At 69.3% G+C, this 13,393-nt stretch carries 16 protein-coding genes and 2 pseudogenes; 16 read left to right on the forward strand and 2 right to left on the reverse strand.

The features are described from left to right. The first annotated feature begins 146 nt into the window (after positions 1-146). The 15 genes and pseudogenes from K7472_RS17460 to K7472_RS17515 all read left to right on the forward strand — a co-directional run bounded on the left by K7472_RS17460 (position 147) and on the right by K7472_RS17515 (position 9,974). The gene (locus K7472_RS17460; protein ID WP_252395772.1) at positions 147-791 is read left to right on the forward strand and encodes a hypothetical protein; all 645 of its coding nucleotides are present in this window, start codon (positions 147-149) and stop codon (positions 789-791) included. Between the two features lie 353 nt (positions 792-1,144). Further along, the gene (locus K7472_RS32695) at positions 1,145-1,429 is read left to right on the forward strand and encodes a hypothetical protein (protein WP_252395773.1); all 285 of its coding nucleotides are present in this window, start codon (positions 1,145-1,147) and stop codon (positions 1,427-1,429) included. A gap of 611 nt (positions 1,430-2,040) precedes the next feature. After that, the gene (locus tag K7472_RS17470) at positions 2,041-2,541 is read left to right on the forward strand and encodes a hypothetical protein (RefSeq protein ID WP_222979040.1); all 501 of its coding nucleotides are present in this window, start codon (positions 2,041-2,043) and stop codon (positions 2,539-2,541) included. Then, on the forward strand, positions 2,529-2,663 hold the full coding sequence (locus K7472_RS33250) for a hypothetical protein (RefSeq protein ID WP_289679049.1): 135 nt from the start codon (positions 2,529-2,531) through the stop codon (positions 2,661-2,663). The genes K7472_RS17470 and K7472_RS33250 overlap by 13 nt, the downstream gene beginning before the upstream one ends. A 561-nt stretch (positions 2,664-3,224) precedes the next feature. Then, positions 3,225-3,881, forward strand: coding sequence for a hypothetical protein (locus K7472_RS17475; protein ID WP_252395774.1), 657 nt, complete (start codon positions 3,225-3,227; stop codon positions 3,879-3,881). A 60-nt stretch (positions 3,882-3,941) separates the two neighbouring features. Next, complete coding sequence (locus tag K7472_RS32700) at positions 3,942-4,352, forward strand: immunity 49 family protein (RefSeq protein WP_308013960.1); 411 nt, start codon at positions 3,942-3,944, stop codon at positions 4,350-4,352. Beyond that, positions 4,349-4,588, forward strand: a pseudogene (locus tag K7472_RS32705) (immunity 49 family protein); the annotation flags it as partial. The gene K7472_RS32700 and the pseudogene K7472_RS32705, both read left to right, overlap by 4 nt. A 159-nt stretch (positions 4,589-4,747) precedes the next feature. Further along, a pseudogene (locus K7472_RS32710) lies at positions 4,748-5,059 on the forward strand (hypothetical protein); the annotation flags it as partial. Continuing rightward, a complete protein-coding gene (locus tag K7472_RS17485) occupies positions 5,056-5,247 on the forward strand; it encodes a hypothetical protein (protein WP_222979042.1) in 192 nt (63 codons plus the stop codon). The pseudogene K7472_RS32710 and the gene K7472_RS17485, both read left to right, overlap by 4 nt. Positions 5,248-5,372: 125 nt before the next feature. Then, a complete protein-coding gene (locus tag K7472_RS17490) occupies positions 5,373-6,497 on the forward strand; it encodes an NADH:flavin oxidoreductase (protein WP_222979044.1) in 1,125 nt (374 codons plus the stop codon). A 127-nt stretch (positions 6,498-6,624) separates the two neighbouring features. Then, the gene (locus tag K7472_RS17495; protein WP_222979046.1) at positions 6,625-7,032 is read left to right on the forward strand and encodes a hypothetical protein; all 408 of its coding nucleotides are present in this window, start codon (positions 6,625-6,627) and stop codon (positions 7,030-7,032) included. Continuing rightward, complete coding sequence (locus K7472_RS17500; protein WP_222979048.1) at positions 7,029-7,328, forward strand: DUF6317 family protein; 300 nt, start codon at positions 7,029-7,031, stop codon at positions 7,326-7,328. Before K7472_RS17495 ends, K7472_RS17500 begins: the two co-directional genes overlap by 4 nt. A 38-nt stretch (positions 7,329-7,366) precedes the next feature. After that, entirely contained in the window at positions 7,367-8,653 is a 1,287-nt protein-coding gene (locus K7472_RS17505) for a WXG100 family type VII secretion target (protein WP_222979050.1), read from the forward strand. A gap of 124 nt (positions 8,654-8,777) precedes the next feature. Continuing rightward, entirely contained in the window at positions 8,778-9,170 is a 393-nt protein-coding gene (locus tag K7472_RS17510) for a hypothetical protein (RefSeq protein WP_222979052.1), read from the forward strand. Positions 9,171-9,332: 162 nt separating this feature from the next. Continuing rightward, positions 9,333-9,974 (forward strand): DUF998 domain-containing protein, encoded by a 642-nt coding sequence (locus K7472_RS17515; protein ID WP_222979054.1) that lies wholly within the window; start codon positions 9,333-9,335, stop codon positions 9,972-9,974. Between the two features lie 27 nt (positions 9,975-10,001). On the opposite strand, the gene K7472_RS17520 is transcribed toward K7472_RS17515, so the two are convergent. After that, positions 10,002-10,850 (reverse strand): MIP/aquaporin family protein, encoded by an 849-nt coding sequence (locus K7472_RS17520; RefSeq protein WP_252395807.1) that lies wholly within the window; start codon positions 10,848-10,850, stop codon positions 10,002-10,004. 326 nt (positions 10,851-11,176) lie between these two features. Next, complete coding sequence (locus K7472_RS17525) at positions 11,177-11,623, reverse strand: nuclear transport factor 2 family protein (RefSeq protein WP_222979064.1); 447 nt, start codon at positions 11,621-11,623, stop codon at positions 11,177-11,179. Between the two features lie 189 nt (positions 11,624-11,812). On the opposite strand from K7472_RS17525, the gene K7472_RS17530 reads away from it, so the two are divergent. After that, on the forward strand, positions 11,813-13,309 hold the full coding sequence (locus K7472_RS17530) for a glycoside hydrolase family 5 protein (protein ID WP_222979066.1): 1,497 nt from the start codon (positions 11,813-11,815) through the stop codon (positions 13,307-13,309). Positions 13,310-13,393 lie beyond the last annotated feature (84 nt).

Here is a 13,393-nt window from a genome sequence, read left to right on the forward strand (position 1 = left end):
GAGCAGTCCGCAACGGAACAGCTCCCGGGCTTTCTCTCCTTCCACGTCCTTGGCAGCCTGGAGACGGCCCTGCACTTGGGCGGCTCAGGCGGATGATGAAAAGGCCGCTGTTCCGCACCCGCGAACCGAGTCCGTAAGGAAGAGTCATGCCCTACTTGATGCGCTCACCGCAGGAGTGCGCCTCGTGGACCTGGGAGCTCGAGTCGGCCGGCCAAGATCTTGGCTCGGTGCTGGCCACTGCGGCACGCATCTCGTCTGTGTTCCGTGATCACGGTCTGCTCCGTCCGAACCGGCTCGCGTGGGGGTGGTTCGTCTTCGGGGAGGGACAGCTTCGTGGCAGTGCGCAGATCAGCCTCATGGGTCTCGAGCTCGACAGCGTGACGCTGGCCGAGGAGATCCAGCGGTATCGACCCGTGGGCATCCCGAAGGCGCACGCCAGAACCGTCAGCTTGCGCGGACCTGGCGTCTGGATCGACGCGGACGGCACCGAGCGACAGGAGGACACCCTTGTCGAACTGATCGTTCATCACGATCGCACCGGGGTCGCGGCAGATGTCTCCGTCCACCACGACATCTGGATGCCCGTCGACTTCGCGGGCGTTCCCCATCCAGCCGTGTACGCGGCCAACGCACCCCGTCTGGAATCAGCCCTGCGGGCAGTGGAGGCGGAGTTGGGAGTGCCGGCCGAGCCCGGCGAGGGGACCTACTTCGGAATCGCCGACGGATACGGGCTGGCCGAACCCGAGTTGGACGACAACGGCCGGGGCCCGGATCTGACCGACCACCTCTGACAAGAACGAGAACGGGCAAGGGTCGTCAGGAACCGATCCCCTGCCGAGAAGAATGCTGGCAGACAGCTGGTCGACCCCAGGGCCGCACACAAGATCGCGATCCTGGAAATCCACGAACCGAAGGTATTCGAACCGTGCTTCGAGGATGACTCCGCCACCGTTTCACTGAATGAACTGCAAAACCCGCGAGGAACCTCCATGCCCATTCTGATGCGCGCCCCGGAGGAGTGTGCCTCCTGGGTATGGGAACTAGATGAAGTCTCCACTCCAAGCCTGAAGCCCGCCCTGGCGACGGCGGCACGAATATCTGCGGTATTGAGCGATCACGGCCTGCTGAAGCCAAACGGCCTCGAATGGACTGGTTCGTCTTCGGCGCGGGCGGACTCGGTGTGCGAACCAGACTCTCCCTGGCGGGAACGTCGATCAATGACGCGCACTTGGTGACCCACGCTCTTGGGTCCAAGCCGGTGGGTTCGCCGGATGCCGAGATGTCCGACATCCTCGTGACCGGGACGGGGACCTGGGTCGACGCGCAAGGGGAGCAGCACCAGGAACAGCGCCTCGTCGAGTTGACGGTCTCTCCCGCTTCCATCGGCCTGTCCGCGGAAGGTGGCCGTCTTCCACGACACCTGGGGTGATTACGAAATCCAGCGGCCCAACGCTCTCCGCTTGGCCTCAGCCTTGCGAACGCATGATTCACTGCTGGGTGTGTCACCCGATGTGCTGGACGGTCGCAGCCCTGATCTCACCGGCAGGTTGTGATCGCGCTTTCCTGATACGGGCCACTGGCCCTGGTGAGAACAGCAAGGTGCGCGCCCTGTGACCGACATGGCTCCGGGTGCCGCACCTGTCCGATCCCGGAGGCACGTACCCTCGGCGCCGGACGCCGCGCCCCCAACCTGTGGGCCTCTGCACGGTGGGCCAATACCTCCTGATCCCACCGCGACGCCGTCCGAGCTACTTCCGGAAGACGACGCACCGACGATGGATTGGAAAAGACCTCACATGACCGTCCAGGTTCCCCGGCACGGCTGGAAGCGGGCCAAGATGACTTTCTTTCCGCCGAATTGGACGGAAAGCGATGTTCGACGAGCCCTGACGAAGGCTTTCGAGAACGCAACCGTAAAAGACCCGGACCTTTGCCTGTGGAAGGTCGCTATAAAGGGGTAGACTTCGAGGGCTATTACGACCCGAAGACCGAACATGCCTTGACTAAGCATCCGCTCATGCCCAAGAAATAGGAACCCAAGTGACTATCCGCACCACTTACTACACAGAAGACGCCAGGGAGCTCCCGAGCTTCACGGGCCCGGCCGAACTCAAAATTCTCGGCCACTGGGTGACGAGCGATATCCAGCTGTCACCGTATGCTGTTCTCGAAGCCATCGACCTCGCGCGAACCGCACAGGCCAACCCTGCTTTCGAACCCGAGAGCATGGACGGGAACGCCTTCACCGTAACGTTCAGCCCTGAGGGCCTCGTCGTGGAAAACCTGTACGTCGACCATGTGCGCGGTGAGTTTACTCTCGATCAAGCGCTTCGAGTGCTACTGGACTTCTGGGAGTACTGCCGTCAGGCCATCCCCGCCAAGATTGAAGACCGACGCCGGGAATACCTCGAAGACCACGGAAGGGACCCGCTGGCCGGCATCCGGGACCCGACAGATTGGCAGGCCCACGCGTGGCGCGGGCCCGGGACCTGGATCGATGCGCAAGGAAGCAGCACCAGTAACAGCGCATGGTTGAGCTGACGGTCTCTCCTGATTCCATCGGCCTGTCCACGGAAGTCGCCTTCTTCCACGACATCAGGGATGGGTGCGGCTTTCCTGGCCGCCTGCATCCGGAGATCCAGCGGCACGACGCCCCCGCCTGACTTCAGCCCCGCGAACTCGTCAACGTTCACGCGGGCGGCAAGGCGCGGGCCCGAGCGCACGCTCCACATCCGGATGAGCCAACGGGATCGTCCAGCCACGGGCCCCAGGGCAGCAACGGGGTGGGCCGGCCAACGACTCCGCACAATGCGTCTCACGATCACGCCGGGCCGGGCAAGGGGCACGACACTGGAGGCCCCACCACTCGGCCCACGGTGGTGGAGAAGGCTCGACCGGAAAACCAAGAGGCGACAACAACCCGGCGCACACCGGCGGCTTCCACCGCCACTGGCCACACGATACGCCGAGGCACGCAATGCGATTGATACGCAATTTCGGGCGACCACCATCGACGATGGTGGTGCGGAAGTCGCGTAGGCCGCTGGACTACTGGTAGCAGTGCTCGACATCAAGAACGGCACCAAGAGCAGTCTCACGCCCGAACTCCTGCGCAGGATACAGTCGAAGGCGGACGCAATGAACGCCACGGTTGAGCTACGCTTTGAAGACGGGTCCATTACTGTCGAGCCAACTCCATGAGTTCATAGCAATACAGGAGAAACATGTCCATCTTGTTGCGCGCGCCACAGCACACGGGGGCCTGGAACTGGGACCTGGAAGAGCACTTCGCGCCCGGCCTCGGATCCGCCCTCACAACGGCAGCCCGCATGGTGGAAGTCCTGCGTGAGCATGGACTGATGCACAGGGCTGAGGGGCTGCGGTGGGGCTGGTTCACCAAGGGAATCGGCGGGCTGGGAATTACCACTGAATTCTCGCTCCTCAACAGGACACTCGATGACAAGGACCTCCCTCGCCGCATCCTGGGCTGCCGACCGGAGGAATTCCCCGAGGCGGAGATCCTGGGCATCTTCGTGCTCGGCAGGGGTACCTACATCGACGCGTCCGGCCGTGAGCATTCAGAAGACGGTCTGGTCGGGCTCATCATGCATCCCGCGGAGGACGGGCTGTCAGCAGTTCTGGAGGTCTACCACGACGTTTGGGCGGATTACGACTTCTTCGGCCGTCCCCACCCACAGGTCTACGGGCACAACGCACCGCGCCTGTCCGCCGCTCTACGGGACCTCGACGCGCTGCTCGGAGTTCCGGCGGATCCCGGGGAGTCGACGTACTTCGGCGTGACGGAAGGCTACGGGTTGGCCCGCACCGAGCCGGACGAACTGATCGACGGCCTGGGGCTCGACCGGTCGGACAAGCTCTGATCGACATGGCTCCGGGGGCCGCGCTTGGCCGGTCCCGGAGCCACGACTCCTCCTCAACCGGTGGGCTTCGGCGCGGAGCGGCCAACAGACCTGTACCTGCGGATCAGGCTGGGGATGGATCCCGACGGGGCGCTGATCGAATCGTGGGAGGCAATGGTCACCGCGATGCAGGTGGGTTCCGCCATGTTCGCTGCCGCGGGGAATACCGAAGGCTCGGTGGAATGCCGGATCGACCACAAGGTGCGCACCATTCCGGCGGTCGGTCCGCAGTATTTCGCTCACCCCGGTAGTTGGCTCACCGCCTTCTGGCATGCCATCGTCTGCCGGGACCAGCAACGCATGCACCAGCTGTGCTCCTTCAGCCTCGATCGACTGCGTGCCTCCGAGGTCACCATCGACGAATTCCAGTACCACTGGGTCGACACCCTCCAGACCTACGGACCGAACGTCCCTGTCTCGTCGAGGAGTTGACCACCACCTTCGACACCTCGCACCCCGATGTCGCCCGCGTCGCCCCCCGCGACCTGCTCGACCAGCAGCTCTACCCGCCCATCAACCTCTACCGCCGCTTCGTCCGCCGCGATCACGAGGGCTTCAACCAAGCACTCCTGGAGGCGTTGGAAGCCCATAAGTCCTACTGGACGGCGGACGAGGACCGCGAAGAGTCGGTCGAAGGGTCCCTCGCCCTCGGCCTCCTGGCGATCGGCTATCTCGCCTACGACGCGGGGTTTCCCATCGAGGTCGAATCGCCCTACCTTCCCCAGCACTTCCGAGCGGGTGCGGGCGGTGCGGGTGCTGCCCGCCGAACTGCCCGAGGCCGCGCTCCCCGGGGTCTCCGCCGAGCCCCGCCGCATGCCGGCCGGACTCGGCAACCACTGTCCCCCTTCCTGCCGTTCGTGCCCTCCGCGCCCGACATCGGCCTGCACTTCGTGATCACCCGCCGGGTGGCGGGCGCCTCGCGCGGCCTGTACGACCCGTTCCTCCAGGCCCTGCGGGAGAGCGGCACGTCGGGGCTGATCCTCTCCGGCGACCGCACCGAGGGCCCGTTGCTGTCCGGCGTCGCGGCCGGACCGCGGCCTCCCGGGCGCGGCACGCTGGTGCGGCGCGGGGAGTCCCCGCGGCTGGTGCAGACCGCGTTCGTCCCCGTCGCCCCTTCGCACCCCCGGGAACACCAGTGACCACGGACTTCATCGCGCTGACCCCGCGCATGCCCGACCCGCGCACCATGGCGGCGGCCTTCGTCAGCCATCTCGCCCGGGAGCTCGACGGGCGGGTCTGGCCGCCCGGCCGCGAGGTGCCGACGGCGGCGGCCCGCACGCCCGGCACCGTGCCGCCGCCCGCCCCGGAACCGGTCGCCGCGCGGTAGCCCCGCCCCCGTATCGCGGATCACACCGCCCCCTGGAATGCCATGACCCACCGGCCGGTTGGGGATTGTCAGTGCGGCGCGCGCGGTGTGCGTCGTGGACCGGATCGTTCTTGCGAGGAGTACCCGTGACCCTCACCGCCTCCGCCGGCCGTGCCGCGGACATACTGTCCCGGCCGGTCTCGATCAACGGCCTCAAGGTCGCCAACCGCATCGCGATGGCCCCCATGACGCGGCAGTTCTCCCCGGGCGGCGTGCCCGGCGAGGACGTCGTGTCGTACTACGCGCGCCGGGCCGCCGCCGGTGTCGGGCTGATCGTCACCGAGGGCACCTACGTCGACCACCCCTCGGCCGGCGACAGCGACCGCATCCCGCGCTTCCACGGCGAGGAGCAGCTCGCGGGCTGGGCGAGGGTCGCCGAGGCGGTACGGGCCGCGGGCGGCGCGATCCTTCCGCAGCTGTGGCACATCGGGATGCGCCGCGCGCCGGGCCGCCCGCCGTTCGCGGACGCGGTCCCGGTCGGGCCGTCGGGCCTGCGCGTGGACGGCACCGAGGGCGAGGGGCGGGCGATGACCCGTCAGGACCTCGACGACGTGATCGGCGCATTCGCCCGTGCGGCGGCCGACGCGGAGCGCATCGGCTTCCACGGCGTCGAACTGCACGGCGCGCACGGCTACCTCATCGACCAGTTCCTGTGGTCGCGCACCAACCGGCGCACCGACGCGTACGGCGGCGACCCGGTCGCCCGCACGCGGTTCGCGGCCGAGGTGGTGGCGGCCGTGCGGGAGGCGGTGTCGCCGACGTTCCCGGTGGTCCTGCGCTACTCGCTGTGGAAGATGAACGCCTACGACGAGCGCCTCGCGGACACCCCGGAGCAGCTGGAGGCGATCCTCACCCCGCTGTCCGAGGCCGGGGTGGACGCCTTCCACGCCTCGACCCGCCGCTACTGGGACCCGGCCTTCGACGGCTCGGACCTCAACCTGGCGGGCTGGACGAAGAAGCTCACCGGCAAGCCGGTCATCACCGTGGGATCGGTCGGCCTGAACGAGGAGTTCAGCGCCTCCTTCCGGGGCAAGGGCTCGTCCGTCCGCGGCATCGAGGACCTGCTCGACCGCCTGGAGCGCGACGAGTTCGACCTGGTCGCGGTGGGCCGCGCACTCCTCCAGGACCCCGAGTGGGCCGCGAAGGTCCTGTCCGGCCGCTTCACGGACCTGGCCCCGTACGACGCGGAGTCCCTGAAGTCCTTGAGCTGAGACGGCTGCGCCGAGACCCGGCCCCCGTGCGATCGCCCATCTGGCGTGCTGACGGGGGCCGTTGGCCATCCGTCGCGTCCCGGTAGCATCGCGAACCGGATCCGTCGGAGGGGAAGGGGCGGTAGGCATGCCATCGACGAGACGCGGACTCAGTTACTGGGCGTACGGGGATTACGAGACACCAGCCGAGTCCGGTGCCTCCAGCGCCGGACAATCGGCCGACAGCAGTGAGGGCTTGCTCTTCGTACCCGCGCATCCGCAGCGGTCGGCTGACGGCAGTGTTGCCACGGGCCACGTGGTCTTCGAACTCCTCGAAGGTCCTGAAGGGCCGGTCCCTGTCGGGTTCACCGAACTGGGCCTGCTGACAGAACGGTTGGGCAGCGCGCAGCCGTGGGCCGCTGCCCGTGCACCGGAGTTCGTCGCGCTGATGCGTCGCGCGGGACTGGGCCCGGTCCACCTCGATCCCGACATCGCCCCGCACGCCCGCCGCTGGACGGAGAAGGACCTCGACCAGTACAGGACGGAGAAGTCGTGAGCGCCGATCTCCAGCTGGTCCTGAGTGACCTGAAGAGCATGTCGGGCACTTTCACCCAGCAGTCCAAGGTCTACCGGGACGTCAAGCCGAAAATCACTCCACCGATCGCGGACAGCGGTGACGACGGCCTCGACCAGTTGATCAGGATGGTCATGGAGACGATCGACGGGTTGCACACCAAGATGTCCGACCTGATCGAGGAGCACGGAGAGAAGCTTGGTTACGCCCACGACTCCTTCCAGCGCCATGACATCGATGTGCACGGTGTCTTCGAAGACCTCATGCCCGATGAGTGAGAAGACCTCGAACTCGATGAATGAGGAGACGGGGCGTGATGGGTGACAGTTGGGTCGGCGGGGACATAGCGGGGCTCCAGCACATGGGGCAGACGCTGACCTCGGCACAGCACGACCTGGAAGGTGTGGTCAAACCCCTGAGCGGGAAGGTGGACGCCCTCGTCGGCGACGCGGGGTGGAAAGGGGAGGCGGCGGAGGAATTCCGGCGCAAGTGGAGTGACGACGCGCTCACGGCCGGCGCCCTGTCCACCTTCGTGGGCGAGATCGGTGCCACACTGACGCAACTGGCCGACAACCTCTCGTCGGCGGAGAACGCTCTCTACAACGCGGCACACGAGGCGCAGCGACAGGGCGTCGCAGTCGGCCCGAAGGGCGAGCCGCAGCCGCTCATGACGAGCGACCCGCCCAGCATTGCCGATCAGAAGGCCATCGCTGGCCTCAAGGAGTACGACATCGTCTACAGGACGATCGTGCAGTCCGCCCAGCAGGCCCGGCTCGACGCCGCCGAGCGCCTCAAGAAGCTGTATGACGACGTGAACCCCGACGGGTCGATGAAGAAGGCGGACCAGGCGACCGTCTCCGCCCTTCTGCGCGACCTGTACGCGGTCAAGGACGACATGCGGTCGGCGGCGGCCGAGAAGGCCGAAGCCGAGTTGAAGCGCGCGTCGGCACAGACCGACAGCGCGTACGACGCGTTGAGCGCCGAGCAGCGGAAGCTGAAGGCTGCCGGCAAGGGGATCCCCGCGGACCTCCCCGAGGACGCCGCCTACCGGCAGTCGATGCACGAGGTCAAGACCCTCTACACGCAGCTCGACTCCATCGAGCACAGCCGCACCACCTTCGACAAGGCCGTCAACTACAAACTCACCGACGCCGTGCGCGACTACAGGATCGTCGAAGGCGCGGACAAGCTGCCCGACTTCCTCAAGGACGTTCCGGTCCTGGACATCGCGGCGGCCACCGCCGCGGCGGGGTTCGAGGCCGACGAGGACCATGAGAAGGGCTGGTCGTGGACGCATTCCGTAGTGGTGGACGGCGGCGCCGCCCTCGGCGGGCTGGCGGCGGGTGCGGCGGTCGTGGCCGCGGCGCCTGAGGAACTCGTGGGTGGTGCCGCCGCGGCGACCGGTGCCGCCGTGGCGGGGGGCGTGATGCTGGTGACCGTGGGCGTCGACAAGGCGTTCCACGAGCACTGGAGCGAGGACATCCACGACCACGGCGTCCTCGGTGGCGTCGCCCACGGCACGGCCGACGTCGCCTCGGGATCGTGCAAAACCGTGTGGGGCGCCATGAAGGGACTGGGCAGTGGCATCGCGAATGTCTTCTGAACGGCCCTCCCGGGGCGCACTCGGCGTCGAACCACAGCGTGTACGGGGTCTCGGGACGACCTGGGTCGAGCGGGGTAAGGCCTACTGGGTCCGCCGGAGCTGGCTTCTCCTCGTCCGTCTGATCATGGTGCTGAGCAGCGCACTCCTGGCTGGAGCGGGGTGGCGGACGCTGGTCGGGGCCTCGTGGGCGGCCGGGTGGCGGGGTGCGCTGGACGTCGCAACTGGTCTGATCGTCGTCGTGGGGATGCTGGCCGCCGCCCGGGACGTCCTCACGGCCTACAGGCTGCGACTTACACCGCAGGAGTGGCGGGCGCGCAACGCCGAGCGTCGGGCCAGGCATCCGTTCCTGACCGCCCCGGCCGTGGTCAACACGCTCGTCCTGGTGTGCCTTCCGGTCTCCGGGCCGCTTCTCCTCGGCTACCTGGCCGTCTACCTGATCGGCGTCTCATGCGGGCGCGAACTGCCCGCGGAACGCGGGGCGCGGGCGGACCTCGAACGGCGGGCCGGGATGTCCTGAGCGTCGCGGACCACACGTGGCCGACGCGGGGGGGGCGCTTCCGGCAGGCGCGTTCCGGTCGTTCCGCTGGTTCAAGTCGTTCCGGGTGTTCCGGGTGTTCCGGTCAGGTGAACGTTCGAGTGGCGGCGGGCGAGGTGGGGAGGGGGCGTTTACGGTGGTTCGGTGTTGTTCGTTCCCTGGTGGGCCCTCGTCTCGTCCGGGTTCGCGCCCGTGGCGCTGGTCGCCGGGTGGTGGGTCGCCGAGGCGCTCCAGGGGCCCGCGTACGACCCGGTGACGCAGACGATCAGCGTGCTGGCGGCGGTGGGGGCTCCCGGCTACTGGGTGATGACCTCGACCCTCATCGCGCTCGGCGTCTGCCACCTGCTGACCGCGCGCGGCCTGCGTCCCGCCGCACCGGCCGGGCGGCTGGCGCTGGCCGGGGGCGGGGTGGCGGCGATCGCGCTCACGCTGGTGCCCGCGCCGGTGAGCGGGGGCTCGCTGCGGCACGGTGCCGTCGTCGTGATCGGGTTCGCGCTGCTCGCCCTGTGGCCGGTGCTGGCGGCGGGCCGCGGTGCGGGCGTGCCGTGGGGGCTCAGGCCCGTGCCGACGCTGCTGGTGAGCGCGTTGATGTGCGCGGGGGCCGGGTGGTTCGTGCTGACGCTGCTGGACCACGGCCCGACCGGCGTGGCCGAACGCGTCCTGACGGAGGCGCAGACGCTGTGGCCGCTGGTCGTGGTCGTGTCGTGCCCGCGCGGCGGGACCGCGCGCGCCACGTCGCGTTCCCCGGGGCAGCCGCGGGGCGGCTCCGGGGAACGCGACGGGTGACGGCTCGCGCGGACGGCGCGCTGCCGCTCAGGCCTCCAGGTCCGACTCGTCCGCGCCGGCGCGGCCGGGCTCGGCGGTCACCGAGCGCGCGTTGAGCACGTGACCGACGAACAGGTCGTAGGCCACCGCGCCGACCAGGCCGCCGACCAGCGGCCCGACGATCGGGATCCAGAAGTAGTGGTCGAACCACTGATAATGGCCGGGCAACGCGATGCTTCCCCAGCCCATGATGTACGTCCACAGCCTCGGGCCGAAGTCACGCGCCGGGTTGATCGCGTACCCGGCGTTGGTGCCGATGCTCAGGCCGATCGCCACGACGACCATGCCGGTCAGGAACGGGCCGAGGTTCGCGGCGGGCGCGGTGTTGCGGGTGTCGATCAGCGCGCAGATCAGCATCAGCAGCACAGCGGTGCCGATGACCTGGTCGAGGAACGGGCCCCACCACGAATGCCCGAAGTACTGCGCCGGGAACGTGGCGAAGATGGAGAACGTGCCGAGCGACTTGTCTCTGGGCAGTCCCGCCTTCTGGTTGAACGCGTTGATCGCCCAGCTGTACGCGGAGAACACCACCGCCGCGCCGAGGAACGCGCCCACCAGTTGCGCGGCCCAGTAGGGGCCGACCTTCCGCCATGGGAACCCGCGCCGGGCGGCGAACGCCAGGGTCACCGCCGGATTGAGGTGGGCGCCGCTGATGCCGCCGGCCACGTAGACACCGAACACCACCGCGAAGCCCCAACCGAAGGCGATGATCAGCCAGTTGCCCGGTCCGAAGGCGGTCACCTGCCGACCGGAGCCGGGAAGGCCCACCACCGCCACGGCCACCGAGCCGGTACCCAGGACGATCAGGGTGAAGGTCCCCAGGAGTTCCGCGAGCAGCTCCCCGCCGAGGCCCTCCCGATAACCCCGACGCCGTGGAGTGCTCACTTCCGCCGCTTGTGCCATCACTCCTCCAGACCTCGACAGTCCAGATTCAACCCTTTATCTAGGGTTTACCACGGTTCTCCGTGTACCGCGATGGGAGCAACGTGACATGCGCCCTGGTCAGGGCTGTGGCAGGGGCCCTTTTCACGTCCAGGGTGCGGGGCCGGTGCCGGAGGCCCAGGCGGCCGGGGCGGTCTCGTCGAGGGGGCGGATGCCGACGATCTTCTGGACGTCGCCGGAGGGTTCCTGGCCCGTGGTCGTCACCCTGCCGGGTGCTCGCCCTACCGGTTCAGCAAAGCGCGCTCCCAGTGCTGGGTGTCGGCGTACTCGCGCATCGCCGCTATCCGTCCGTCGCGGACCACGAAGACGCCGATGTTCTTCTGGTCGTACGCCCTGCCGGTCTTCCCCGTGGCCCACGAGTCCCACTCGACGAGCACCTGGTCGCCGTCGCCGAAGACGTTCGTGACGCGCAGGCCGATCTCGCGGGTCGCGTCGAGGTGGGCGAAGGCCGTGGCGAGGAAGCCGTCGACGACCTGGTCGCGGCCCTGCCACAGCCCGGAGATGGGCAGGTCGCCGCCGTACCAGCAGGTCCCGTCCTCGGCCCAGGAGTTGACGACCGCCTCCTGGTCGCCGTCCCGCACCGCGGCGAAGTAGCGCAGGACCACCTGCTTCGGGTCGTCGCCGGTGGTGCCGTGGTCCGCTTCCACCGCTGCCGTCCTCGTGGTCATGTCCGCTCCCTCTGCCCACGTTCCCGTAAGGCGGTTTCCGTGCTCCGGACCCGCCCTTTCCCTGACGACCTCCAGTCAACTCGCCTCGCCCGCACCGGCCAACGCCCATCCGCGAACGACTGCCATCACGCGAAGTGATCGCCGCACGGGCCTTGCCTCTTCGCGCGACCGGCGGGACCATCCGCTGCCATGTCCCTGTCATGCACGGTTCCTGTCCGGGCGCGTTGGCCGCGTGCCCTGTGCGCCCTGCTGCTCACCGCCCTCGCCACGACCGCGATGCCGCTCCCGACCGCCTCCGCCACGCAGGCCTCCCCCGCGCAGGCCCCCGCCACGCAGGCCCCCGCCACGCACGCCGCCCCCGCCTCGCCCCCTCGCCTCACCGACGCCCTCGGCCGCGTGCTCCAGCTGCGCGGGCTCAACCTCGGCAAGGACGACACCGTCACCCCCGCCCGCCTCGCGCAGGTCGCCCGCTCCGGGTTCGACCTCGTACGGCTGGACATCCAGTGGTCCGAGGTGGAGCCCGCGCCGGGGCACTTCGACACCGGCTACCTGCGCTACCTCGACCGCGTCCTCGGCTGGGCCGACCGCGACCGGCTGCGCGTCCTCGTCGACTGGCACCAGGACGTCTTCGGGCCCGCCTTCGGCTTCGACGGCGCCCCGGCCTGGGCGACCAGGACCGACGGGCTGCCGTTCGCGCCCGACCCGTCGGGGAACTGGTTCGACGACTACTTCCAGCCCGCCGTGCAGGCCGCCTTCCGCCACCTCTACGACGACGCCGACCTGCGCGCCGCCCAGGCCGCCGCGTACACGAGGGTCGCCGAGACCCTGCGCGGGCACCGCTCGCTGCTCGGCTACTACCTGTTCAACGAGCCGTTCGGCCCGGTCCCCGACCCCACCGACCTGCCGGCCGCCTCCGCCGCGCTGGAACGCGGGCGGCTCGCCGCGATGTACCGGCGGCTGATCGGCGCCGTGCGCACCGCCGACCCGGACGCCTGGCTGTTCGTCGAGCCCACCGTCCTCGTCGGCCAGGGCGTGCCCACCCAGCTGCCCGGCTTCCGCGATCCGCGCCCCGGCGCGCCCAGGATCGGCTACGCGCCGCACGCCTACGACACCTCCGTCGAGGACGGCGCCGACTGGAACCCGGACGACGGCTTCGTCACCGCGTACGAGAACGCCATCCGCGGCTACCCGGCCGCGCACCGCATGCCGGTGCTGGTCGGCGAGTGGGGCCCGCCGCAGGCCGTCACGCCGGGCAACGCCGAGCTGGTGCGGCGTCAGGTCGCCTCCATGGCGGGCTTCGCCACCGGATGGGCGATGTGGTACGACTGCGCGGCGCCGGACGGCGGCGGCTACTGCGCCTACACGCCGGACGGCATGCCCGCGCCGGGCAAGGCCCCCGCGTTCGCGCCGTACGCGCGGGCGGTCGCCGGGACGCCGGTCGCGGAGTCGTACGACCCGGGCACCGCCACGTACACCCTGACCCTCACGGCGAACGCGGTCAGCCGCCGCGCCCCGACCGTCCTCAGCACGCCCACGACCGCCTGGCCCACGACCCCGCGGGTCACGGTGAGCGGCGCGCCGCACGCCGACGTGCGGTCGGGGAACGGCCGGGCGCTCATCACGCTGCGCGGAGTACGGAACGGGACCCGGGTCACGGTGACGGTCCGACCGCGCGGGACCCGGTGACGGTCCGACTCCGCGGGACCCGGTGACGGCCCGACCCCGCGGGACCCGGTGACGATCCGACCGCTCGGGTGAGCCCGCGGGCAC

This window comes from Streptantibioticus parmotrematis (assembly GCF_019890615.1).
GTDB classification, from domain to species: Bacteria; Actinomycetota; Actinomycetes; order Streptomycetales; family Streptomycetaceae; genus Streptantibioticus_D; species Streptantibioticus_D parmotrematis.